The sequence below is a fragment of the Luteibacter sp. genome (assembly GCF_009912395.1).
In the GTDB taxonomy this organism is placed as follows: Bacteria; Pseudomonadota; Gammaproteobacteria; order Xanthomonadales; family Rhodanobacteraceae; genus Luteibacter.
This window is the reverse complement of record NZ_WNDO01000002.1, coordinates 170,989-195,578: the sequence shown is the minus strand read 5'-3', so window position 1 is coordinate 195,578 and position 24,590 is coordinate 170,989. Positions and strand designations below refer to the sequence as shown.

The window sequence follows — 24,590 nt, the reverse complement described above, 5'->3', positions numbered from 1 at the left end:
CGGACAAACGCGCCGTCAGCTTTCGCCACGGCGCGTCCGAACCGATTGACCGTTGGTGACGGCGCCGGCATCCACCGGCGCCGCCCTACCCTTCGAGGACGAATTACTTCTTTTCGTCCTTGACTTCGGTGAACTCGGCATCGACCACGTCGTCCGGCTGGGCGGAACCGCCACCCGGGGCCGACTGCTGGGCCGTGTCCGACGCGCCGCCGTTCTGGGCCGCCGCGTAGAGCGACTGGGCGACCTGCTCGAGGTTGGCGATCTTCGACTCGATGGCCATCTTGTCGTCGCTGTCCTTCACCTTCTCAAGGTCGGACACCGCGCCGTCGATCGTGGCCAGCTGCTCGGCCGGGATCTTGCCGCCGTGCTCCTTGAGCTGGCTGCGGGTCGCGTGGACGAGCTGGTCGGCCTTGTTGCGGACCTGCACCAGTTCGTGGAACTTCTTGTCTTCCTCGCGGTTCGCTTCCGCGTCCGCGACCATGCGCTGGATCTCTTCGTCCGAGAGGCCCGAGCCGGCCTTGATCTCGATCTTCTGTTCCTTGCCGGTGTCCTTGTCCTTCGCCGACACGTGCAGGATGCCGTTGGCGTCGATGTCGAAGGTCACTTCGATCTGCGGCGTGCCGCGCGGCGCGGAACGGATACCCGAGAGGTCGAACTTGCCCAGCGACTTGTTGGCGTTGGCGCGCTCGCGCTCACCCTGGAGCACGTGCACGGTCACGGCCGTCTGGTTGTCGTCGGCGGTGGAGAAGGTCTGCGAGGCCTTGGTCGGCACCGTGGTGTTCTTCTCGATGAGCTTGGTCATCACGCCACCCATCGTCTCGATACCGAGCGACAGCGGGGTCACGTCGAGCAGCAGCACGTCCTTCACCGAACCGCCCAGCACGCCACCCTGGATGGCGGCGCCGACGGCGACGGCCTCGTCCGGGTTGACGTCCTTGCGCGCTTCCTTGCCGAAGAAGTCCTTCACCGCTTCCTGCACCTTGGGCATGCGGGTCTGGCCACCGACGAGGATCACCTCGTGGATGTCCGACACGCGCAGGCCGGCGTCGTTGAGCGCGGTGCGGCACGGCTCGATGGTGCCCTTGACCAGGTCTTCCACCAGCGACTCCAGCTTGGCGCGGGTCAGCTTGATGTTCAGGTGCTTCGGGCCCGAGGCGTCGGCGGTGACGTACGGCAGGTTCACGTCGGTCTGGTGCGCCGACGAGAGTTCGATCTTCGCGCGCTCGGCGGCGTCCTTCAGGCGCTGCAGGGCGAGCTGATCCTGGCGCAGGTCGATGCCCTGCTCCTTCTTGAACTCTTCCACGAGGTAGTCGATGACGCGGTTGTCGAAGTCTTCGCCGCCCAGGAAGGTGTTGCCGTTGGTGGCCAGCACTTCGAACTGCTTCTCGCCGTCGACGTTGGCGATCTCGATGATCGACACGTCGAAGGTGCCGCCGCCGAGATCGTACACGGCGATTTTGCGATCGGCCGTGGAGGTCTTGTCGAGGCCATAGGCCAGCGCGGCGGCCGTCGGCTCGTTGATGATGCGCTTGACGTCGAGGCCGGCGATCTTGCCGGCGTCCTTGGTCGCCTGGCGCTGGCTGTCGTTGAAGTAGGCCGGGACGGTGATGACCGCTTCGGTCACCGACTCACCGAGGAAGTCCTCGGCGGTCTTCTTCATCTTCATCAGGACCTTCGAGGAGATCTCCTGCGGGGCCATCTTCTTGCCGTCGGCGGTCTGCACCCAGGCGTCGCCGTTATCGTGGGCGACGATGCCGTAAGGAACGAGCTTGAGGTCCTTCTGCACTTCGGCGTCGGTGAACTTGCGGCCGATGAGGCGCTTCACCGCGTAGAAGGTGTTCTTGGGGTTGGTGACGCTCTGACGCTTGGCCGGCGCGCCGACCAGGACTTCGTTGTCCTTGGTGAACGCGACGATGGACGGCGTGGTGCGATCGCCCTCGGCGTTCTCGATGACGCGCGCGGTCGTACCTTCCATCACTGCAACGCAGCTGTTGGTGGTACCGAGGTCGATGCCGATGATCTTGGCCATGATGAAGTTGCTCCGAAATTCAATGCGGCCCCCGCGGCCGCTGCTGTGATGAAAGTGGGGCTGCGCCCCAACGATTCAATGCCTTGTGAGATCCCGTCGCATGCCGATGAAGCACATGCGGCGGGCTTTCGTTCAGTTGTCGCGCACCACGGCGACGAGCGCCGGACGCAGCAGACGATCGTTCAGCACGAAGCCCTTCTGGACCACGGCCACGACGGTGTTCGGCGCATGCTCGTTCGACTCGACCGAGCTGATCGCCTGATGGTGTTCCGGGTTGAACGGCTGGTGCAGCGGATCGACCAGGGTCAGGCCGTTGGCCTGGGTCACCTTTTCCAGCTGCTTCAGCGTCAGCTCGAGGCCTTCGCGCAGGGTCTTCGCATCCGCGCTCTCGTTCGACAGGCCCAGGGCCAGGCCGTCGTAGACCGGCAGCAGCTCGCCAAGCAGCTTCTCGTTGGCGAAGCGGCGAGCCTGGTCCAGATCGCGCTGGAGGCGACGACGCTGGTTTTCGATCTCCGCCCGCTCGCGCAATACCGTCTCGCGCGCCTGGGACAGGTCGGATTCGAGGGCCGCCAGCTTGGCGGTCAGTGCGTCGAGGTCCGCGTTCACGCCGTAGTCGGCGCCGCTTTCCTGCGCCGGATCCGGCACATGGGGATCGTTGTTCTGCATGATGTCTCCAAATGTCAGCTAACCGGCCCATCCCACGGAGGGGCCGAACATTCGCGGGAAATAGTAAACCCGCCTCCCGGGGCGGTTTATGAGGTCGCCGCGGCGCGATTCAAGGCGTCGCTGAGCAGTCCGGCAGTGGCCTGCACCACCGGAATGACCCGCTCATATGCCATACGCGTCGGTCCAATAACTCCGATCGCGCCCAGCATGCGGCCCTTCGTGCCGTAGGTGGCGGTGACGATGCTGCACCCGTCGAGGGCCGAGAAACCGGACTCCTCGCCGATGAACAGGCGTACGCCCGGGGCTTTGACGCACATTTCCATGAGCTGAAGCAGGTCGCGCTTCTGCTGGAAGGCGTCGAAGAGGTCGCGAAGCCGATCGATGTCGGCCAGCTCGGAATAACCCATCAGGTTGGTCTGGCCACTGACCAACACGTCGTCGGCGTCCTGGTCGCCGAACGAAGCCGTGGCCAGCTCCACCACGCCGGACAGCGTGCGGTTCAGCTCGCCACCGGCCTCGCGCAGCTCCGCCGCCAGGTGGGCGCGGATATCGGCGAGGCGGAAACCGGCGAACTGGGCATTGAGGTAGCTGGCGGCCTGCTCCAGCTCGCCGCTCTCCAGCGGACGGGCCAGCTGGACCACGCGGTTCTGCACCTGGTTGTCCGAGAACACCAGGATGACCAGCACCCGGGCATCCGGCAGGTTCACGAAGTCGATGTGACGCAAGGGAAAGTCACCCTGTCGCGGCACCGTGACCACGCCCGCGAAGTGGGTCATCGCCGAAAGCAGGTTGGACACGTTGCCGAGCAGGTCGCGCGTGGTCGTCTGGTGCGGCGGCAGGCCGCCCTGCAGGCGCGCCATCTCGTCGCGCGGCAGCGGCTTGAGTTCGAGCAGGCTGTCCACGAACAGCCGCAGGCCGCGCGGCGTGGGCACCCGCCCGGCCGAGGTATGCGGCGAGGCCACCAGGCCGGCTTCTTCGAGGTCGGCCATGATGTTGCGGATGGTGGCCGGACTCACTTCCAGCCCGGACGACTTCGCCAGGGTCCGCGAGCCCACGGGCTCGCCGTCCGACAGATACTGGGATATCAGGGTCCGTAGCAGCCGGCGCGCGCGGGCATCGATGTCGTGTCCATGGAACGGATTCATGCGCGTGGGTGGGCCGGAAGTTCATCGGTGCGAAGGCGCTATCAATAAGGTCTGTGCGCCCAGCTTGCAAGTCTCGGCTTCTGCGACACGCCTCCGGCTACAATCGCCGCGATTCCTTTCGCCGCCCTCCGGTGCCCATGCTCACCTCGCTCTACGTCCGTCAGTTCGCCGTCGTCGAAGAAGCCGAGATCGCCTTCGGACCCGGCCTCACCGTGGTCAGCGGCGAGACCGGCGCCGGCAAGTCGTTGCTCGTGGACGCGCTGATGCTCCTCGCAGGCGCCCGCGCCGACAGCGGCATGGTCCGTGCCGGCAGCGATCGCGCCGAACTCGCCGCCGAATTCGACCTGGGCGGCCTGCCCGAGGCGGCCGACTGGTTGCGCCAGGAGGAACTCGACGATGGCGACACCTGCCAGCTTCGCCGCGTGATCCGCGCCGAAGGCGGCACCCGCGGGTGGATCAACGGCCGCCCGGCCAGCCTGGCGCAGATGTCGGCACTGGCCGCGCTCATCGTCGAGATCCACGGCCAGCACGAACACCAGGCCCTGCTCTCCCGCCAGCACCAGATGACACTGCTCGACGCCTACGCTGGCAATGACGAGCGCCTGGCCGCCGTGCGCGACACCGCCAAGGCGTGGCGCGACGCGGTCGCCCGCATCCGCACGCTGTCGGGTGGCGACGATCGCGAACAACAGATCGACCTCCTCCGCCACGAGCTGGAAGACCTCGACCGCTGGGCGCTCGCGCCCGCCGCGCTCGAGGAACTCGAAGCCCTGCATCGCCGCCTTGCCAACGCGGGCCGCCTCGCCGAAGGCGCCAATGGCGTGGTCGAGCTGCTCGACGGCGAAAGCGAATTCGCCATCGGTCGCGCCCTGCTGCGGGCCCACGCCGAACTCTCCCGCCTGGCGGAACTGGACGCCACGCTCGCCCCCACGCTGGAACTGCTGGACAGCGCCCAGATCCAGGTGGGCGAAGCCGTGGACGGCCTGAGCCGCTACGCGCAGGACGTGGAACTGGACCCCGAACGCCTTTCCGAGGTCGACACCCACCTCACCCATCTGCACGACCTCTCGCGCCGCTATCGCCTGCCCATCGAGGATCTCGTCGCCAAGGCGGACGACGTCCGCGAACGGCTGGCTGAGCTCGAAGGTGCCGGCGACGCGCTGGAGCGGCTGGGTCGCGAGCGCGACCGCCTGCACACGGCCTGGAACGACGCCGCGAAGCTGCTCTCGGCCGCTCGCGTCGATGCCGCCAAGCGGCTGGGCAGCACCGTCGCCGCCCTGATGGGCGAGCTGGGCATGTCCGGCGGACGACTGGAAGTCTCGCTGGAGCCGGTCGAGGGCGACGATCCCGATCCGCAGGGTCGCGAGCGTTGCGAGCTGCTGGTCAGCGCCAACCCCGGCCAGCCGCCGCGCCCGCTACGCAAGGTTGCCTCCGGTGGCGAACTGGCACGCATCAGCCTCGCCATCGAAGTCGCCACCCTGGGCAACGACAACATCGGCTGCATGATCTTCGACGAAGTGGACACCGGCATCGGCGGCGCCGTGGCCGAAGTGGTGGGCCAGAAGCTGCGCGCCCTCGGCGAGCGCGTACAGGTGCTTTGCGTCACCCACCTGCCCCAGGTGGCGGCCCAGGGTCATGCGCACTTGCAGGTCTCCAAGGCCAGCGACGGCGAAGCCACCCGCACCCGCATCCAGGCGCTCGACGCCGCCGGTCGCCGCGAGGAAATCTCGCGCATGCTCGGTGGCGTGGAAATCACGAAGGAAACCCGCGCGCACGCGAAGAAGATGCTGGACCGCGCCCAAAGCTAACCGCGCCCGACATGTAGGAGCGCGCTTGCGCGCGATGGGTGCTCGCGGTACGGCAGACATCGCGCGCAAGCGCGCTCCTACACCATCAAGAGCGGATGAGGCCGCGCTCTTGCGCCATGCGGTAGAGATCCAGTTCCGACCCCGCGTTGAGCTTGTTCATCACCGCAGCACGGTGGATGTAGATCGTCTTCTGTCCGATCCCCAGCTCGGCGGCCACCTGCTTGGGCGCACGACCGGCCGCCAGCAACAGGAACACCTCGCGCTCGCGGGCGGTCAGCTTGCTCATGGGGTCGAGGTCGGCCGACGGCCGGGCCAGGCGGCGTTCGCGAAGGTCCGAGCTGAGATACTGCTCACCGGACAGCACCGCGCGAACTGCCTCGACCAGTTCCTCCGGCGCCACCCCTTTCGTGACGTAACCGCGCGCGCCACGACGCAGGGCCTCGGACACATAGGGCTCGCCGTCGTGCATGCTCAGCACCACGATGCGCATGTCCGGGGAGATGCTGCCCAGGTGCTCGATCAGCGGCAGGCCGCTGCCATCGGGCAGGGAAAGATCGACCGCCACGAGATCGGGACGGTGTTGGGTGACGGCGTCTACCGCCTCATCGGCATTGCGGGCTTCGGCGACGACATCCAGGTCGGGTTCCAGCTCGATGAGGCGCTTGAAGCCTTCACGGACGATGGCGTGGTCATCTACGAGGACGATTCTTGGCATTCGCAGAATGTAGCAGGCAACGCCCACACATGCGCGCGACTTTCGCCAGAGGACGGACACGGCCAGCCGACGTGTAACATTCGTCCATGCGACTACACGCGCTCTATCGTTTCGCCGGCCCGCTCTCCGCCATCGGCTACGCCCTGGCGTGGATCCTTGTCTGGCCTACCGAGCAACCCTTCTGGGTCATCCCCTTCGGTCTTCGCTTCGGCGCATTGCTGCTGGCACCCACCCGCAACTGGTTGTGGATCCTGATGGCGGAGGTCGCGGCGAGCGGCTACTGCGAATGGCGAAGCGGACTACCCATCACCGGCGCGGGCTTCGTCCTGGGTGACGTACCCGAACCGCTCATGGTCGCCGCCTGTCTCTGGCTGCTGCGCCGGGCCCATCTGCACGCCAGCCTAAGCACACCGGAAGACGTCGCCCGCCTGCTCTTGTCGGCCATGGTCACCGCCACCGTCGCCACGGTGGGCAATGCCGCCATGATGGCAACCATGCATCCCGCCGCCCCGGTCGAGATGCTCGGCACCACGTTCGGCAGCGACCTGCTGGGCAATTATCTCGGCGTGCTGCTGGTGGTGCCGGTGCTCGTGCTGGTGTTCCGCGAGCGTCCCACCCAGGCGGCCATGGCCGAGCTGCTGCTCGATGGCTTGTTGGTAATGCTGCCCTCCCTGGCCATCCTCATCACCCTGGCCGAGTACTCGCCCCAGCCGCAGTTCGCCCGCGTGCTCTCCCTGGCGCCCGTGCTGTTCTTCGCCTTCCGCCATGGCTGGCGTGGCGCCGGCCTGGCGATGCTCATCACCAGCGTGGGCCTTAACGTCACCGAGGACATGATCGGCCGTGGCGCGCCCACGGCCGCCGCCCACCTGTTCCTCGCCGTGGCCGGCACCGGCACGCTCATGCTCGGCGCGGCCACCGATGCCCTGCGGCGCAGCAGCGAGCGGGTCGCCCAGCAGAACACCCATCTCGCCGCCGCCAACCAGCGCCTCGACCAGCTCGCCCGCCAGCTTCGGGACGCGGCCCGAGGCAACCTGCAGGCGGAGGAAAACCTGCGCCGGCACATGGCCTCCGAGCTGCACGACGAGTTGGGCCAGAACCTCACCGCCATCCAGACCCACCTGAAGCTCGCCCAGAACCGCTTGGGAGACGCCGGCCTGGACGACATCGGCCGCTCCATCAACGGCATCCTCGGCCACATGCGACGGGCCCTGCACAAAATGCTGGACAGCCTGCGCCCCTCGGTACTCGACGAATTCGGCCTGCTCCGCGCCCTGGACGAAGGCCCCATCCGCGACATGCTCGCGGCCGCCGGCATCAGCTACATCACCGACCTGCGGGGCGAGCCGCGACTGCTCGACGAAGACACCCTGACGGCCCTCTACCGCATCGTCCAGGAGAGCGCGACGAACGTGGTCCGTCATTCCGGGGCCCGCGAACTTCGCCTTCGCCTCAGGATCGGCCTCCGGGACAGCGGTCCCGTTGCCGTCCTTGACATACGTGATGACGGCGCAGGCTTACCGTCAACGCCCCGGCCGGTCCGGACCGACGGTGGCGGACGCGGGCTGCAGGGCATGAGCGACCGTGTCACGGCGCTCGGCGGCCTCTTCCGGATCCGCCCAGAGCCCGTAGGACTTCACCTACGCGTGTTGCTTCGCAGCACAAGTATCGGAACCCACATAGGAAATTTTCCAATACCCGGACAGTGAACGCTTCGTTACGATTCTTTCATCGATGTGGGGGAGCCGCCGTCGAGAGACGGCGAGCCCGGGTCGATCGTGGGGACGATCGACCTGATGAGGTGACAGGGTAGTCACCTCACCGGAGGGACGTGACGTAAACGTGAAAGGAGCGAGCAACTCGCATTTCACGTGTCATGGACTCACCGGACAAGCCGCTGGTGGACAGGAGTCCACCGGCGGCGTTTTTTTATGGGCGATCGAAAATCCTCGCGCCCTGCTCCCCGGTGTGGCATCGACCCAACGCGAAGCGATGACGCCCGCGCCTCCCGAGCCCTCTGAACTACCGCACGCGCGTGTCGCCCTTCTCGTGGTCTCCCGACAAGGAACGGCATCGCATTTCGCGTCATCTGCCTGATCCGTCAGCACTTATGCAATTACCCCCTTCAGCGGATCCATCAAGGATTCGTGAAGATCGTCCGACTCGGGGGCTCCTCCGTCCGCTCCGACTTTGGAACGTTCCAATTCGTAACATTTGCCGAATCGCCCGGAATTGCGCTGCTAGCCTCTTTTCGCGCCATCGCCAGGTTGACGAACGGCAACGGGACCATCGCTTCGTTCGAAGACCTGCACGGGGGCAGCGCGTCGAAACATCGCGCGTACCTTCCTTGACCGCCTGAACCCACACCCACGCCGACGCGGGTGACGGGAGAGTCATGCCCGAAGGCGGCAAAGGGCCATGCGCGCCCATCGAGGAGTTCCTCCATGCGGCAAGTCACCTTTGATCGGAGACCACAGATGTCGAAGCAGAGCAGTCAGAAGTTCATTGCACGGAACCGGGCTCCACGCGTGCAGATCGAGTACGACGTCGAGTTGTATGGCGCGCAGAAGAAAGTGCAGATCCCTTTCGTGATGGGCGTCCTGTCCGACCTGTCCGGTGCCAACGCCGACGAGCTTCCCCCCGTCGAGCAGCGCAAGGCGCTGGAGATCGACGTCGATAACTTCGATAGCCGCCTGCAGGCGATGAAGCCCCGGGTCGCGTACTCGGTTCCCAACACGCTGACCGGCGAAGGGAGCCTTGAAATCGACATCACCTTCGAGAACCTCGACGACTTCACGCCCGCCGCTGTCGCGAGCAAGGTCGACGCGGTGGCCCAACTGCTCCAGGCACGCACCCAGTTGGCCAACCTCGGCACCTACCTGGATGGCAAGGCCAGCGCGGAAAAACTGATCGCCCAGGCGATCCGCGACCCGGCGCTGCTCGCCGCCCTTGTCTCCGCCCCCAAACCCGACGCCGCCGGCGCCCAGGAGTAACCCGATGGCCACCAAGCAAGCCGCCGTCCAGGCCCCCGTTGCCGAGACCGCCGAATCGAACGACTTCGCCGCGCTGCTGAGCAAGGAGTTCAAGCCCAAGAGCATCCGGGCCAAGGAGGAAGTCGAATCCGCCGTACGCACCCTGGCCGAACAGGTGCTGGCCAACTCGACCATCGTCTCCGACGACGTCAACCAGACCATCGCCGCCTATGTCGCCGAGATCGACCGCAAGCTGAGCGAGCAGATCAACCAGATCATGCATCACCCGGACTTCCAGGCCCTGGAAGGATCCTGGCGCGGCCTGAGCTACCTGGTGACCAACACCGAGACCGACACGCTGCTCAAGATCCGCGTGATGAACCTCTCGAAGAAGGAGCTAGCCAAGAACCTCAAGCGCTTCAAGGGCACCGCCTGGGACCAGAGCCCGGTGTTCAAGAAGATCTACGAAGAGGAATACGGCCAGTTGGGTGGCGAGCCCTACGGCTGCCTGATCGGCGACTATTACTTCGACCATGGCCCGCAGGACGTGGACTTGTTGCGCAGCATCTCGAAGATCGCCGCCGCCTCGCACGCGCCGTTCATCGCCGCCGCCAACGCGAACATCCTGGGCATGGACAGCTGGAGCGAACTGGCCAACCCGCGCGACCTGGCGAAGATCTTCACCACGCCCGACTACGCCGGCTGGCGTTCGCTGCGCGAAGACGACGACGCCAAGTACCTCGCGCTGACGATGCCGCGCACGCTGGCCCGCCTGCCCTACGGTGCCAAGACCGATCCCGTGGAAGAGTTCGATTTCGAGGAGGACACCGACGGTGCCGACTCGTCGAAGTACACCTGGCAGAACGCCGCCTATGCGATGGCGGTGAACATCAACCGCTCGTTCAAGCACTACGGCTGGTGCACGCGAATCCGTGGCGTCGAATCCGGCGGTGCGGTGGAGAACCTGCCCACGCATACCTTCCCGAGCGACGACGGCGGCGTGGACATGAAGTGTCCCACCGAGATCGCCATCACCGACCGCCGTTCGGCCGAACTGGACAAGATGGGCCTGATGCCCGTGGTCCACCGCAAGAACTCGGACATGGCCGCCTTCATCGGCGCGCAATCCGTGGCCAAGCCCGAGGAATACGACGACCCGGGTGCCAGCGCCAACTCCCAGCTGTCGGCGCGACTGCCGTACATGTTCGCCTGCTCCCGCTTCGCGCATTACCTGAAGTGCATCGTCCGCGACAAGATCGGTTCGTTCAGCACCCGCGAGGACATGGAAGGCTGGCTGAGCAACTGGATCGTCAACTACGTGGACGGCGACCCCGCCAATTCCAGCGAAGAGACCAAGGCACGCAAGCCCCTGGCCGCCGCCAAGGTCGTGGTGGAAGAAGTCGAGGAGAACCCGGGGTACTACACCTCCAAGTTCTACCTCAAGCCGCACTACCAGCTCGAAGGCCTCACCGTGTCGCTCCGGCTGGTTTCCCGCCTGCCCGTCGCCTCCACGACGGCCTGATCACGCACACCACCCAACAGCCCCGGCCCGCCGGGGCCCGGGCGCTCACGCCCTATTGAAACCCAGGAGATCGATCCATGGCTTATGACATGCATATCAAGTTCGTCGGTGGCGACGTCTCGATCGAAGGCGCCTCGAACCACTCCAAGCACAAGAACGAAGTTCCCATCATCGCGTGGTCGTGGGGTGCGACCAACACCGGCAACCTGCACACGGGCGCGGGCTACGCCGCGGGCGGCAAGGCCAACGTGCACGACATCCTCGTCACCAAGTACGTCGACAACGTTTCCAACGCCCTGCTCCAGGCCTGCTGCACCGGCGCCCGCGCGGAAAGCGCCATCCTCTACGTGACCAACGCCACCGGCGAGCAGACCGACTTCCTCAGCATCGAGATGAGCGAGGGCGTCATGGTGACCTCGGTCGCCACGGGCGGCAGCGGCGGCGACGATCGGTTGACCGAGAACATCACCCTGCACTTCGGCAAGTTCAAGTACTCGTTCCAGCCCCAGGACGACAAGGGCCACAAGCAGGGTTCGAAGGACTTCACCTTCGACATGCAGAAGGTCAACAAGGGATAAGCCATCCCGCGGCTGGCGCCCCGGCCCATCGGCGGCGCCAGTGACACCTCCCCTGCCCGATATCGTCCCAGGAGAAGTCCTTCATGGCGGAACTGACCACCCGGGAGCGCCTCCAACCCTCGCTGCTCGACAGGCTTACCGATGACGCCCCATGGGAAAGCAGCGAGAGTCGGGAGCAGCGGATCATCACCGCGGCGCGCTTGCGCGAATGCGTCACGCGCGACATCTCCTGGTTGTTGAACTGCACGCGACACTGGTCGGACGACAGCCTCATGCCGTACGAACACGTGCACGGCTCGGTTCTCAATTACGGCATCCCCGATCTCGCGGGCACCGCGCTCGGCGGGATCGACCCCGACGAACTGGAACGGCGCATCCGCGAAGCGATCCTTCGGTTCGAGCCACGACTTACCGGCGGAACGCTCCATGTCCATGTCGGTGTCGATACGGATCGCATGGACGACCGCTCGCTCACCTTCCGCATCCAGTCGCAGATGTGGGCCCAGCCCATGCCGCTGAACCTCTACCTGAAGACCGAACTCGACCTGGATACCGGCGAGTTCCGTATCGACCCGGGCACGGGCTGATCCCATGGACCCCAGCCTGCTGCGTTACTACAACCGCGAGCTTCAGCACATCCGCGAGATGGGCGGCGAGTTCGCGCGCGACTATCCGAAGATCGCCGGCCGCCTCGGCATGGATGGCCTCGAATGCGCCGATCCTTACGTCGAGCGCCTGCTCGAGGGCTTCGCCTTCCTCGCCGCGCGCGTGCAATTGAAGATCGATGCCCAGCATCCGGCATTCACCCAACACCTGCTGGACATGCTGTATCCCCAGTTCCTCGCGCCCGTACCGTCGATGGCCGTCGTCGAAATGCGGCCCGACGACGACCAGAGCCTCCCCCCGGAGGGACATCGCGTCAGTCGCGACACCGCGCTGCACAGCCTGATTGGCTTCGGCGACCGGACGGCCTGCGAGTACCGGACGGCACACGATGTCGAACTATGGCCGCTGCGGCTCACCGAGGCGCGCTACTTCGAAAGCCCCGCCGCGCTGTCCGCCGCCGGGCTGACACCGCCTGGCGATCGTCCCGTCCGCGCCGCCATCCGCCTGGGGTTCGCGACCACCGGCGGCGTGCAGGCCAGCGCGCTCGCGCTGGACCAGCTCCCCCTGTTTCTTGCGGGGCCGGATGGCCTGCCGCGCATGCTCTACGAACAACTGCTGGGCAACGCCCTGGGCTATTCCGTCTGTGCAAGGGAGGGCGACGAGCGCATCGATATCGCGCTGGATGCCTCGCATATCCACCCCCTGGGCTTTGAGGAGTCGCAGGCCCTGCTTCCCGTGAACGGACGGGCCTTCAGCGGATACCGCCTGCTCCAGGAATACTTCGCCTGCCCCGAACGACTGCTATCCGTCGCCTTCCATGGACTCAGGCGTGCCCTGGCCCGGGTGCCGGGCCAGCGTTTCGAGATCGTCGTCTGGCTCGACCGCGCCATCGACCGCCTGCGTGGCTCGGTCGTCGCCGATCACTTCCGCCTGTTCTGTACGCCGGCGATCAACCTGTTCCCGCGTCGCGCGGATCGACTCCACCTGCGACCCGGGCTCAGCGAGTACCACGTGCTCAGCGATCGCACACGCCCCATGGATTTCGAGATCCACAGCGTCGGCGAGGTGGAAGGATTCGGCGATGCGCAGGAACCCGAGCAGCGCTTCGAGCCCTTCTACGGAAGCACCGCCAGGACGTGGCACAACGATCATGCGGCGTTCTACACCACCCGTCGCGAGCCAAGGCTGCTCTCGTCCCGACAGAAGAAGGAAGGTGCGCGTTCCAGCTACGTGGGCAGCGAAACCTTCATCTCCCTCGTCGACGGCAACGACGCGCCTTATGCCACGACGCTGCGGCAACTGGGCATGCGCCTGCTTTGCACCAACCGCGATCTACCGCTGCATATGCCCGTGGGGAAGTCGCGCACCGATTTCACGCTGCACACGGACGCCCCCGTCGCCTCGATACGCTGCGTCGCGGGGCCAACGCGGCCGCGCGCTTCGATCGCCGGCGACGCCACCGCGTGGCGGCTGGTCAGCCACCTGCAACTGAACTACCTGTCGCTGATCGACGCGGACGGCGGCGATGGTGCCGCGGCGCTGCGCGAAATGCTGAGCATGTACCACGATCCCTTCGACGCGATCGCCAGGCGACAGGTGGAAGGCCTGCGCCAGGTCGTCTCCCGGCAGATCGTCAGGCGACTGCCGCTGCCTGGCCCCATCACCTACGGGCGGGGCCTGGAAATCACGCTCACCTGCGAGGACGCGGCATTCGAAGGCACGGGAAGCTTCCTGTTCGCGTCGGTCATGCAGCACTTCCTCGCACGTTACGTCTCCCTCAACTCATTCACCGAGACCGTGCTGCGCACGCTCGAACGCAATGAGGTGGCGCGCTGGGCCGCCGTTCCGGGCAAACGGAGCGTGCTGTGAACGCCCGCTTGCACGACGCGCTCCACGAGCGACCGGAGGACTTCGATTTCTTCGACGCACTGCGACGCCTGGAATGCGCGCACGACACGTTACCTCGCCTCTCGCGCTCGACCCGCGCGGCGGAAGATCCCGTGCGCCTGGGCCATACGCCCACCCTCGCGTTCCCACCCCGCGCCATCGACCGCTTCGAACCGGGCGATGGCGTGCGTCTGCCTCGCCTGCAAGGTTTCGTACTGGGGCTCTTCGGCCCGCAGGCCCCCTTGCCACTGCACCTGACCGAGTACACCCTCGAACGGCAGCGACACGCCAAGGACGACACGCTGGCCGCCTTCGCGGATGTATTCCATCACCGCATGCTGAGCCTGCTCTACCGCGCCTGGGCGGAGTCGCAGCCCACGGTGCACATGGACCGGCCGGCGGACGACCGTTTCGCGGGCTACGTCGGCGCGCTGATCGGCATCGGCACCCCGCACCTGACGGATCGCGATGCCCTGCCGGACAACTATCGCCGGCACTTCGCCGGTCGCCTGATCCACCAGGCGCGCAATGCCGAAGGTCTTCGCGGATTCATCCAAGGGCTTTTCGGCATCGCCGCCGAGGTGGAGGAGTTCGTCGGCGAATGGATGCCGCTCCCCGACGACGATCGCGTCGCGATGGGCGTCGGCATGGCGTCGCTCGGCCGAACGACCGTCATCGGCACCTGCGTGCGCGGCGCACAGCATCGCTTCCGCATCCGCCTGGGGCCCATGGACCGCGCCCGCTTCGACCGCTTCCTTCCCGGTGGCGAATCCCTCGCCCAGCTCACCGCCGCGATCCGTACCTACGTCGGCGACGAGAAGGTGTGGGACGTCCAGCTTGTCCTCAAGCGCGACGACGTGCCGCTGACCCACATGGGCCGGACAGGACGCCTGGGCCTTTCCTCGTGGATCGGCCGCTACCGCGAGCCGCGCGACGCAGACCAGGTCGTGCTGCGGACGGTGCGCTGACATGCCCCCTTCCTCCCTTTCACGGTTCCCGCAGGAGACCCAGATCGCATGGCACAGATAGGACGCACCGCCCTGTTCGGAAAGCTCAACGCGCTGGCGTATCGAGGCATCGAAAGCGCCACCGTGTTCTGCAAGCTACGGGGTAATCCCTACGTCGAGCTGGTCCACTGGATCCACCAGCTGCTCCAGTTGCAGGACTCCGACCTGCATCGCGTGGTTCGGCATTTCCAGCTCGATCCATCACGCCTTGCCGCCGATGTCACGGACATGCTGGAGCGCCTGCCGCGTGGCGCGAGCGCCATCACCGACCTGTCCGGCGATCTTGAGGATTCGGTCGAGAGAGGCTGGGTGCATGCCACCCTGATGTTCGGCGAAACGCAGGTGCGCACGGGCCATGTGCTCGTGGGCATGCTCCGCACTCGCCACCTCCAGCGGACGCTGGTCGCGGTGTCCGCCCAGTTCGAACGCATTGGCGTGGATGCCCTGAGTGACGGCTTCGCGCAGATCGTCGGTGGCTCTCCCGAAGATGGACTATCCGCTACCGACGGCTTCCGCATGGACGCCGCCTCTCCTGGCGAGTCCAGTGCGGCGCTGCCACCGGAATCGACGGGCAAGTCGCAGGCGCTCGCCCGCTTCACCGTCGATCTCACCGCGCAGGCACGCGAAGGCAAGCTCGATCCGATCGTCGGTCGCGACAACGAGATCCGCCAGGTCGTGGACATCCTCATGCGGCGGCGACAGAACAACCCCATGCTCGTGGGCGAAGCCGGCGTGGGCAAGACCGCCGTCGTCGAAGGCTTCGCGCTGCGGATCGCCGCGGGCGATGTGCCGCCCGCGCTCGCCGACGTGCAATTGCGCACGCTGGATGTCGGCCTGCTCCAGGCAGGTGCAAGCATGAAGGGCGAATTCGAGAATCGCCTTCGCCAGGTCATCGACGAAGTGCAGTCTTCGCCCCTGCCCATCGTGCTGTTCATCGACGAGGCGCACACGCTCGTGGGCGCCGGTGGCGCGGCCGGCACGGGCGATGCCGCGAACCTGCTCAAGCCGGCGCTCGCACGCGGCAACCTGCGGACCATTGGCGCCACCACCTGGGCCGAGTACAAGCAGCATATCGAGAAGGATCCCGCGCTCACGCGGCGCTTCCAGACCGTGCAGGTCGACGAACCCTCGGAGGAACGCAGCATCCTGATGATGCGCGGCCTGGTGAGCGCGATGGAACACCATCATCGGGTACAGGTGCTGGACGAAGCGCTCGAAGCGGCCGTCCGCCTGTCGCGCCGCTACATTCCCGCCCGCCAGTTGCCCGACAAGGCGATCAGTGTGCTCGACACCGCGTGTGCCCGCGTCGCCGTCAGCCAGCACGCGGTACCGCCGCCCGTGGACGACGCGCGCAAGCGCATCGAGGCGCTAGAAACCGAGCGCCGCATCATTGATCGCGAAGCAGCCGTGGGCATCGATGTCACCGTACGGCTGGCACGTGTTGACGAGGCGCTGCGCGACCAGCGCGAGCGCAAGGAAGCACTCGAGCGGGACTGGGCGGCGGAACGGACGCTGGTGGACCGCATCCTCGAGCTGCGGGCCACGCTTCGGGATGCGGACAGTCCCTCGACGGAAGCGGAGGCCACCCGCAAGCAACTCGCCGTGCTGCAGGCTGAGCTGGCGGAACGCCAGGGCGAAACGCCGCTGATCCTGCCCGGTGTCGACCACCAGGCCGTCGCCTCGATTGTCGCCGACTGGACCGGCGTGCCGCTCGGCCGCATGGTTCGCAGCGAACTGGAGACGGTGATGAACCTCGCCGACCTCATGGGGCGCCGTGTCGTCGGCCAGGACCATGCGATGGCCACCATCGCCCGCCGCATCCAGACCGCCCGTGCCGGCCTGGACAACCCCGGCAAGCCGATCGGCGTCTTCCTGCTCGCCGGCACCTCCGGCGTAGGCAAGACCGAGACCGCGCTCGCGCTCGCCGAAACGCTATACGGCGGCGAGCACAACCTCATCACCATCAACATGAGCGAGTTCCAGGAAGCCCACACCGTGTCCACGCTCAAGGGCGCGCCGCCGGGATACGTGGGTTACGGACAAGGCGGTGTATTGACCGAGGCGGTCAGGCGCAAACCCTATTCGGTGCTGCTGCTGGACGAGGTCGAGAAAGCCCATCCGGACGTGCACGAGATCTTCTTCCAGGTGTTCGACAAGGGCACGATGGAGGACGGCGAAGGGCGGCGGATCGACTTCCGCAACACGCTCATCCTGCTGACCACCAATGCCGGCACAGCACAGATCGAACGGCTATGCGCCGACCCCGCACGAATGCCCGACGAGAAAACGCTGGCGACCGCCCTGCGTCCCGCCCTGCTCCAGGTCTTCCCCGCCGCCCTGCTCGGCAGGTTGGTCACCGTGCCCTATTACCCGCTGGGCAAGGACGTACTGGGCAACATCGTCCGCCTCCAGCTCGATCGAATCGCCCGACGCATCGAAGCACGCTACCAGGTGCCGTTCGAATACGACGATGCCGTGGTGTCGCTGGTCGTCGAGCGTTGCACCGAGAGCGAGTCCGGCGGGCGCATGATCGACGCGATCCTGACCAACACCATGCTCCCCGACATCAGCCACGAACTGCTCCGCAGGCTGATCGACGGCACGCCGGTGGGCGCCGTCAGGGCCCATCGAGGCGACAGCGGCTTCCACTACACCTTCGACATGCCGTCCCTTGACGAGGAGATGCGTCGTGCCGGCTGATCGTCTCATGCTGCCTCGCCTGTCCTTCAGCTACGACCAATGGTTGCGCGATACCTCCCGTACCATGCAGGTACGCAGCGCGAACCTGAAGGCGCTGGATATCCTCGTCGATACCTACATCCGCGTACCGTCGCCCAACAACCTCACCTTCCTGCGGCGCGGTTTCGAGCAGTGGAAGGACAGCAAGGGCGACGGCGACGCCTGGCGCGCGTCGAGCCGCAACATGAAGGCCGATGGATTCAACCGCCTCGAAGCCGACCTCAAGGGTACCGGCGACTCCGACGCCACCTATGGCCTGCCGGACTTCATGTCCGAGGGCATGACCAACGCGCGGCTTGGCATGCTTTACCTGTTCGCGAATTTGCGCTGCGACACCGGCCACTTCAGCATCATCACCAGCGGCATCCTCGACCTGACCGGCGCGTCGCTCGATTTCGCGGAAAGCAAGGTCGAAGACAAGAACCTGTCGTATGCGAACAAGGCGTTCGGCGCGCTGAAAGACCAGATCGCCGGCCAAAGCGAACGTGTCGACAAATGGTTGCGAATCCGCAAGGAGACGCGCCGGGTGGTCACCTCGGACCAACTGCAGACGGGTGCGCCACGTGCCAGCGGCGCGAACCTGGCCGCTCAACAACAGATCAGCGACAGCCTGCAACGCGCCGCCAAGGAGATCGCTCGATCGATCGACCTCACGCCGAAGGCTTCCGACCCCATCCCAAATCCGAACCCGCGCACCGCGCCGGAACAATCCTGGCTAGGTGAAAAACTGTGGGAGTACTCGCCTGTCGGGCTGCGTCAGGTCTGCGACTATCTCGGTGGAAAATACCTCGCCGACGCCATGCCCTTCATCGGTGGTGGCCTGGCGACCCTCGGGGGATTGATCGATGCCGTGAGCGCAGGCACCGCGCGCTACATCGAGTTCGCCCACGGCAGGCACGTCAACATCCTATCTGGCCATCCGAGCACCATCGTCAACGAAATCCGCCGGGCGATGGATATCAGCGTCTGTGCGGGCTTGTACAAGACACTCAAGGGCGGCGCGAAGCTGACCGTGGAAGGCGTGACCGCCGGCGCGGCCAGCCCCGTATCCAGCCTGGTCTTTTCCGTGGTGGAGGCCTTGGTCAGCACCACCTGGAAGATCTACGACATCCGCCGCATGGGTCAGTTCTTCGCCGAGGCGCGGTTGCAGTACGCGTTGCGTGAACAGCCATCCGCCCTGCACACGCGCCCCATGGCCTTCAACGCGTGGTATCGCAGCTATGCCCTGGGCACTCCCGTGCTTTCCGTGCTGGCGCTGAACAGCCGGATCTGCGGCGACAAGATGCGGTTCCTGAAGATGTACACCGCATCCAACCAGGTCGTGACGCAAAGCGAATTCGACGCGGGCGTGCGGTACGTGGACGAGCTTCAGATATGGGGCGAAAAGTACCTCAGCGAGGTGGGCTACAAGTTCGACAGCGACGATCCGCTGACCAAGGGGCTGCTCAATCCCGTCCATCCCCACCCCGAGCGGGAGGGTTTCTTCCAGAAAAGGGTGCTGGGATCGGTCAAGGGTTTCATCGGCTGACCTACAGGATTACCCGCTCGTCGATACACGCCACGCTCCAGGAGATGTCGTCATGACCGTCCAACGCACCGGCCTGCCCCGCCTGCCCTTCACCTACCAGGAATGGATCCGGGAAACCTCCAGCCTGTTCCGGATACGCAGCGCCCAACTGCAGGCCCTCGACATCTTCATCGACGGCTACATAAGCGCGCGTTCGGCGAGCGGCCTGCGGAACCTTCGACAGGCGTTCGACACCTGGAAGAAGACGCAAGGCAATGGCGATGCCTGGCGCTCCTCGCATCGCAACAAGACGAGCATCGTCACGCAACTCGAACGGGAGCTCACCACCGGCGACATCGACGACATCCCCGGTGCGCCCGCACAGCTGGTCGACGACATGGCCAACGCCCGGCTTGGCGTGCTCTATCTTTTCTCGGGGCTGAGGTGCGACGACTACTTTGAAGTCATCACCCACGGCGCGCTGGACCTGGCGGGTGGCGTGCTCGGTTACGAAGGCGATGAAACGAAGCAGATCGGCATGCAGGACACCAGCAAGGCCATACCCGCGATCAAAGAGCTTCCCTCCACGATATCGAAGACATCGAAGGCATTGAAGGACATCCGTAGGAAGATCACTTCGCGTCAGCTGCAGGGACAGACGCCACCGATGCCCGCGTCACGGGAATTACGCACCGCGCAAGAAAACGTCAACCAGGCCTTGGGAGCCATCGGCGCGGAGATCACCAAGGACATGGTTGCCAGGGAGGAGAGCGGCAAGACCCCGGACAGTGGCGGTCTCAAGCGCGTGCTATGGGATGGCGCGCCTGGGCCGCTGCGTGTCGCCACCAACATCCTCGGTGCCCATTTTTTTACCAACGCCCTACCGTTCATGAGCGGCGGCATGTCGATTGCCAATGGCTTGGTGGACGCCCTGTATTCGGGCCACGCCCGTTACAAGGCCTATGTCCATGGACGACAGATGCCGATGATGCCCGGCTATGCGACCAGCATCGTCGGCGAGATCCATCGTGCGATGGAGCAACGCACCTGCGCGGGCCTGTATGAAGCGATGAAAGGCTCCACGAAGATCACCGTCGAAGGCCTGAGTGCCGCCGCGGGAAGCGCCGTGACCAGCCTCGTCTTCGCCGTGATCGAGGCGGTGGTGGGTACCGCGTGGAAGCTGTACGACATCCATCGCATGAACCGGTTCTTCGAGGAGGCCCGGCATCATTTCCTGATCCGTGAGCAGCCCATGTCGCTGTACAGGCAACCCGTGGCCTTCAACCGCTGGTTCCGTCGATACGCCGTGGGCACACCGGCCATTTCCATCCTTGCCCTCAACAGCGGCGTATGCGGCGACAAGATGCGCCTGCTCAACCTGTTCGAAGGGGGCGACAGCCAGATCGCTCCGAAAAGCGTCAAGGACATAAGCGATGCCCACAAGGATCGATTCATCGATGCGTCGAACTCCCTGGACAGCCTGAAGCTCTGGGGGCAGCTCTACCTCGAAGAGGTGGGCTACAACTTCCATTGCATCGCCAAGGACGATGTCCGCGAAGGTTTGCTGAACATCGCTCCGACACCCGTGCAGGGCGACTGGACCGGCATGAAACGCAAGCTCGCCCCCTTCCAGAAAATCCTGACCGTGGAGGCGTGACGCGATGCTTCGTGACCCACGTTCCGACCGGAAGCCCGACGGCCACGCGCTCCCGAAAAAAGAAGCGATCGCCCGCCTGCGGCATGCCATGGCCGCGCATCAGGCAGGCGACCTCGACACCGCCGAGCGCCTTTACCGGCCGTTGGCCGGTGTACCGGCTACGCGGACGGATACCTTGCATTACCTGGGCGTGCTGATGCACCAGCGAGGTCGCAGCGAGGTCGGCGTGGCGTTTCTCCGGCAAGCGATATCCCTCCTGCCCACCCAGCCCGACGCGCACAACAACCTGGGCAACATCCACAAGGAATGCGGCGACCTGGAAGACGCCGAAGCGAGCTACCGTCGCGCGGTGACCCTCGCACCCGCTCATCCGCAGGCGCTGGGCAACCTGGCCGTGCTGCTGGAAGCCCGCGGCGCGGACGACGAGGCACGCCTGGTCTACCGGCACTGGCTGCGCACGCATCCGGCCGATGTTCGCGCGCACTACTTCTACGGCCGGTTCCTATGCACCCACCCGGAGCGACGCGAGGACATCGAGTCGGCCGTGGACATATTCCGTTCGGGGCTGGGCATCCAGCCGGATCACGCCGGCCTCCTGGAAGCATTGGGCATGGCCCTGTATGGACTGGAACGCATCGACGAGGCGACCGAGGTCTATCGTGCCTGGTCGACCCGCGATCCGGATCATCCGGTACCGCGCCACATGCTGGCCGCCTGCGGCGCTATCGACGCTCCGGACAGGGCCGACGACGCCTATATCAGGAACCTCTTCGACCGCTTCGCCAACAGCTTCGACGACCAGCTGATCGGCCATCTCGCCTACCGCGCGCCCGACGCGCTGGTCGCCGCGATCGACAACCTGCCACACCGCGATGCCCTGGACGTGCTCGACGCCGGCTGTGGCACCGGCTTGTGCGGACCGCTGCTACGCGCACGGGCACGGCGGCTGGTGGGTGTGGATCTGAGTGCCTCGATGATCGACAAGGCGGCGGCTCGCGGCTGCTACGACGAACTGCACGAAGCCGAGCTGACCCGTCATCTCGACGACGCCTCGCGCTACGACCTCGTCGTGTGCGCGGACACGCTGGTCTATTTTGGCGAACTGAATACCTTCTTCAACGCGACCTATCGCGCGCTGCGCGACCATGGCGTCGTCGCCTTCACCCTTGAGGCACTGGACGACGAGCGGCCCTACCGGCTCACGCCGAGCGGCCGCTACCGCCACTCGGCGACCTACGTCGCCAGGGCGCTCCGCGACGCCGGCTTCGACCATGTGGACATCGCCCCCGACACCTTGCGCCGCGAAGCCGGGCGCTGGGTCGACGGCTGGGTGGTGACGGCGCGACGCATGTCGCCAGGAGAACACTGATGGCCCATGCGATCCAACTCACCTCGTCGCTCGGCGAAACCTTGCTGTTCTCCAACATGACCGCGGCCGAGCAGTTGGGACGCCTGTTTGCCTACGACGTCGAGGCGATTAGTCGGGACGTGTCCATCGACTTGCGCGCCCTGCTGGGTACCCCGATGACGGTCACCCTCACCACGCCACAAGGCTATGTCCGCTACTTCAACGGCATCGTCGCGGAAGCGGAGCAAACGGGCTTCGTGATGGTCGACAACGTGCGCTACGCCGTCTACAAAGTGCACCTCGTTCCCAAGCCCTGGCTGCTGAAACAGACCCTGGACTGCCGTATCTACAAGAACCAGACCGTGCCCGATATCGTTCGCGCACTGCTGGCGGAGTTCGGCTACGGCGACGTAAAACTCAGCCTCAGCGGCAGCTACACCGCCCGCGAGTACTGCGTGCAATACCGGGAAAGCTACTTCGACTTCATCAGTCGGCTGATGGAACAGGAGGGCATCTACTACTACTTCACCCACACCCGCAGCACGCACACCATGGTGCTCTCCGACTCGCTCGGTGCCCACAAGACCGTCTCCACCTTCGAGCAGATCCCCTATGCACCGCCCACCGAGCGCGGCCACCGGGTCAAGGCATCGATCAGCGAGTGGTCCCTCGCCAACACCGTCAATCCCACCCGCGTGCGCCTGGACGATTACGACTATCTGCGGCCCAAGGCGTCGCTGGCCGCCAACGAGGAAGTCACCGACCACGCCCATGCGCACGGCATCTCCAACCTGGACATCTACGACTATCCCTACCAGACCCAGGGCTACGAGCAGCAGGTGAAGGATGGCAACCGCTACGCGCAGGTGCGCGTGGATGCCCTCAGCGTGCGCCAGGCCACCTCCTCCGGAGTGACCGACGCCGCCGGCATGGCCACGGGCATCCTGTTCACGCTGAAGGACTTTCCCCTCGGCGCCGCGAATCGCGAATACCTCGTCATCGAAACCACCATTCGCCTGGTGGAAGTGGACTATCAGACCGGTGGCGGCGCACCGGACATGGACGAGAGCCCCTTCGCCTGCGAGTTCAAGGTGATCGCCAGCCAGCAGCCATTCCGCACCCTCGCCACGACGCCGCATCCGCGTATCGCCGGCTTGCAGACCGCCGTGGTGTACGGCACGACGCCGGAGGACATCGCCGTGGACAAGTACGGGCGCGTGCAGGTCACGTTCTTCTGGAACCCACCGGGCAAGCCGAAGGCCGATCAGTCCTGTCCCGTGCGCGTGGCATCCGGGTGGGCCGGCAAGCGATGGGGCGCGGTGCAGATACCGCGCGTGGGCCAGGAGGTGGTCGTCAGCTTCCTGGAAGGCAACCCGGACCGGCCCCTGATCGTCGGCAGCGTGTACAACGCCGACAACATGCCGCCCTACGACCTTCCGTCCGAGAAGACGCGCAGCGGCGTCAAGAGTCGGAGCCATCCGGGTGGCGGTCCCGCCGACTACAACGAGATCCGTTTTGAAGACAAGGCCGGCAGCGAGGAACTGTTGCTGCACGCCCAGCAGGACATGCGCGAGGAAGCCGAACGCGACCACGACGTGGACACTGGGCGCAACTACCGACTGGTGGCCGGCCAGCAGATCGAACTGGTCACGGGCGCTTCGCGACTGGTGATGAAAAGCACGGGCGAGATCGAGATAAGCGGCCTCTCCCTCCAGCTGAAAGGCTCCGTCTCCGTCGATGTCGAAGCCGGTGCGAACTGCAAGATCAACGCGATGGGCGCCATGGAGGTCATGGCGAACACCTTGCTCACGATCAAGGGCATGCCGGTGCTGATCAACGGGACGCCCGTCCTGATCAACGGCATGCCACCCATGCCGATGCCGGTATGAACGAGGTCCCCATGCATCCCATCCACGACGCCGCCGTACGCATGGCCCTCACCCCCGCCGCGCTGTCCGCTCTGGCACCGACATCCTCGGCCCGCGCGGCGGTGTCGAACCTGCTGGAACACCAGCTTGCGGACGATGCGTTGAAGTTGCAGGCGCACCTGCTCCAACCCGGATACGCAGTGGCGTGGGTATGCGGTCGGGCACGTCGACATATCCTTGATGCCTCCGATCAGCAGGGCCTCGCGCTGGCCGAGGCATGGCTTCGCGATCCGCTCGATACGCATCGGCAGCAGGCGCTCGACTTCGCGGTGAGCCATCGTTGCGCGACGATCGGCGCCTGGCTTGCCGCGACGGCCGCCTGGTCCGCGGAGGACGCCACCCGCGTGCAGGCCGCGCATGCCGTCGTCGCCACCCTTACCCGCCTCGCCGCCATCGCCCCGGAGGGCTTCGTGCCCGCCCGCGATGCGTGCATTCGCGACGCGCTCGGCCTGCTCGACACCGTCGCGCCATCCCCATGA

General features: G+C 65.8%; 18 protein-coding genes. 14 read left to right on the top strand and 4 right to left on the bottom strand.

The window, feature by feature from the left end:
- Positions 1–103: 103 nt before the first annotated feature.
- The 3 genes from dnaK to hrcA all read right to left on the bottom strand — a co-directional run bounded on the left by dnaK (position 104) and on the right by hrcA (position 3,840).
- On the bottom strand, positions 104–2,029 hold the full coding sequence (dnaK, locus tag GAK28_RS03355) for a molecular chaperone DnaK (RefSeq protein WP_291775104.1): 1,926 nt from the start codon (positions 2,027–2,029) through the stop codon (positions 104–106).
- Positions 2,030–2,161: 132 nt separating this feature from the next.
- Entirely contained in the window at positions 2,162–2,695 is a 534-nt protein-coding gene (gene grpE, locus GAK28_RS03350) for a nucleotide exchange factor GrpE (RefSeq protein WP_291775103.1), read from the bottom strand.
- Positions 2,696–2,781: 86 nt separating this feature from the next.
- On the bottom strand, positions 2,782–3,840 hold the full coding sequence (gene hrcA / locus GAK28_RS03345; protein WP_291775102.1) for a heat-inducible transcriptional repressor HrcA: 1,059 nt from the start codon (positions 3,838–3,840) through the stop codon (positions 2,782–2,784).
- Positions 3,841–3,977: 137 nt separating this feature from the next.
- Here hrcA and recN point away from each other — a divergent pair, with 137 nt between their 5' ends.
- Positions 3,978–5,648 (top strand): DNA repair protein RecN, encoded by a 1,671-nt coding sequence (recN, locus tag GAK28_RS03340; RefSeq protein WP_291775101.1) that lies wholly within the window; start codon positions 3,978–3,980, stop codon positions 5,646–5,648.
- An 85-nt stretch (positions 5,649–5,733) separates the two neighbouring features.
- Here the strand turns inward: recN and GAK28_RS03335 are convergent, their stop codons facing one another.
- On the bottom strand, positions 5,734–6,363 hold the full coding sequence (locus GAK28_RS03335; protein WP_291775099.1) for a response regulator transcription factor: 630 nt from the start codon (positions 6,361–6,363) through the stop codon (positions 5,734–5,736).
- 86 nt (positions 6,364–6,449) lie between these two features.
- On the opposite strand from GAK28_RS03335, the gene GAK28_RS03330 reads away from it, so the two are divergent.
- The 13 genes from GAK28_RS03330 (at position 6,450) to GAK28_RS03270 (ending at position 24,590) form a co-directional block, all read left to right on the top strand.
- Positions 6,450–8,069: an MASE1 domain-containing protein gene (locus tag GAK28_RS03330; RefSeq protein ID WP_291775097.1), complete on the top strand. Its 1,620-nt coding sequence runs from the start codon at positions 6,450–6,452 to the stop codon at positions 8,067–8,069.
- A 768-nt stretch (positions 8,070–8,837) separates the two neighbouring features.
- Complete coding sequence (gene tssB, locus GAK28_RS03325; RefSeq protein ID WP_291775094.1) at positions 8,838–9,353, top strand: type VI secretion system contractile sheath small subunit; 516 nt, start codon at positions 8,838–8,840, stop codon at positions 9,351–9,353.
- A 4-nt stretch (positions 9,354–9,357) separates the two neighbouring features.
- Positions 9,358–10,854: a type VI secretion system contractile sheath large subunit gene (gene tssC / locus GAK28_RS03320; RefSeq protein ID WP_291775091.1), complete on the top strand. Its 1,497-nt coding sequence runs from the start codon at positions 9,358–9,360 to the stop codon at positions 10,852–10,854.
- Positions 10,855–10,931: 77 nt separating this feature from the next.
- Complete coding sequence (locus GAK28_RS03315) at positions 10,932–11,432, top strand: type VI secretion system tube protein Hcp (RefSeq protein ID WP_291775088.1); 501 nt, start codon at positions 10,932–10,934, stop codon at positions 11,430–11,432.
- A gap of 83 nt (positions 11,433–11,515) precedes the next feature.
- Complete coding sequence (tssE, locus tag GAK28_RS03310; protein ID WP_291775085.1) at positions 11,516–12,019, top strand: type VI secretion system baseplate subunit TssE; 504 nt, start codon at positions 11,516–11,518, stop codon at positions 12,017–12,019.
- Between the two features lie 4 nt (positions 12,020–12,023).
- Positions 12,024–13,907 (top strand): type VI secretion system baseplate subunit TssF, encoded by a 1,884-nt coding sequence (gene tssF, locus GAK28_RS03305; RefSeq protein WP_291775082.1) that lies wholly within the window; start codon positions 12,024–12,026, stop codon positions 13,905–13,907.
- On the top strand, positions 13,904–14,893 hold the full coding sequence (gene tssG / locus GAK28_RS03300; RefSeq protein ID WP_291775078.1) for a type VI secretion system baseplate subunit TssG: 990 nt from the start codon (positions 13,904–13,906) through the stop codon (positions 14,891–14,893). The genes tssF and tssG overlap by 4 nt, the downstream gene beginning before the upstream one ends.
- A 48-nt stretch (positions 14,894–14,941) precedes the next feature.
- Positions 14,942–17,632, top strand: coding sequence for a type VI secretion system ATPase TssH (gene tssH / locus GAK28_RS03295; protein ID WP_291775075.1), 2,691 nt, complete (start codon positions 14,942–14,944; stop codon positions 17,630–17,632).
- Positions 17,622–19,199 carry a hypothetical protein gene (locus tag GAK28_RS03290; protein ID WP_291775072.1) on the top strand — a complete coding sequence of 526 codons (1,578 nt, stop codon included), beginning with the start codon at positions 17,622–17,624 and terminating at the stop codon, positions 19,197–19,199. The genes tssH and GAK28_RS03290 overlap by 11 nt, the downstream gene beginning before the upstream one ends.
- 52 nt (positions 19,200–19,251) lie before the next feature.
- Positions 19,252–20,835, top strand: a complete 1,584-nt coding sequence (locus tag GAK28_RS03285) for a hypothetical protein (RefSeq protein WP_291775069.1) — start codon at positions 19,252–19,254, stop codon at positions 20,833–20,835.
- 4 nt (positions 20,836–20,839) lie between these two features.
- A complete protein-coding gene (locus GAK28_RS03280) occupies positions 20,840–22,204 on the top strand; it encodes a tetratricopeptide repeat protein (protein WP_291775066.1) in 1,365 nt (454 codons plus the stop codon).
- A complete protein-coding gene (gene tssI, locus GAK28_RS03275) occupies positions 22,204–24,072 on the top strand; it encodes a type VI secretion system tip protein TssI/VgrG (RefSeq protein WP_291775063.1) in 1,869 nt (622 codons plus the stop codon). Before GAK28_RS03280 ends, tssI begins: the two co-directional genes overlap by 1 nt.
- A gap of 11 nt (positions 24,073–24,083) precedes the next feature.
- Positions 24,084–24,590, top strand: a complete 507-nt coding sequence (locus tag GAK28_RS03270) for a hypothetical protein (RefSeq protein WP_291775061.1) — start codon at positions 24,084–24,086, stop codon at positions 24,588–24,590.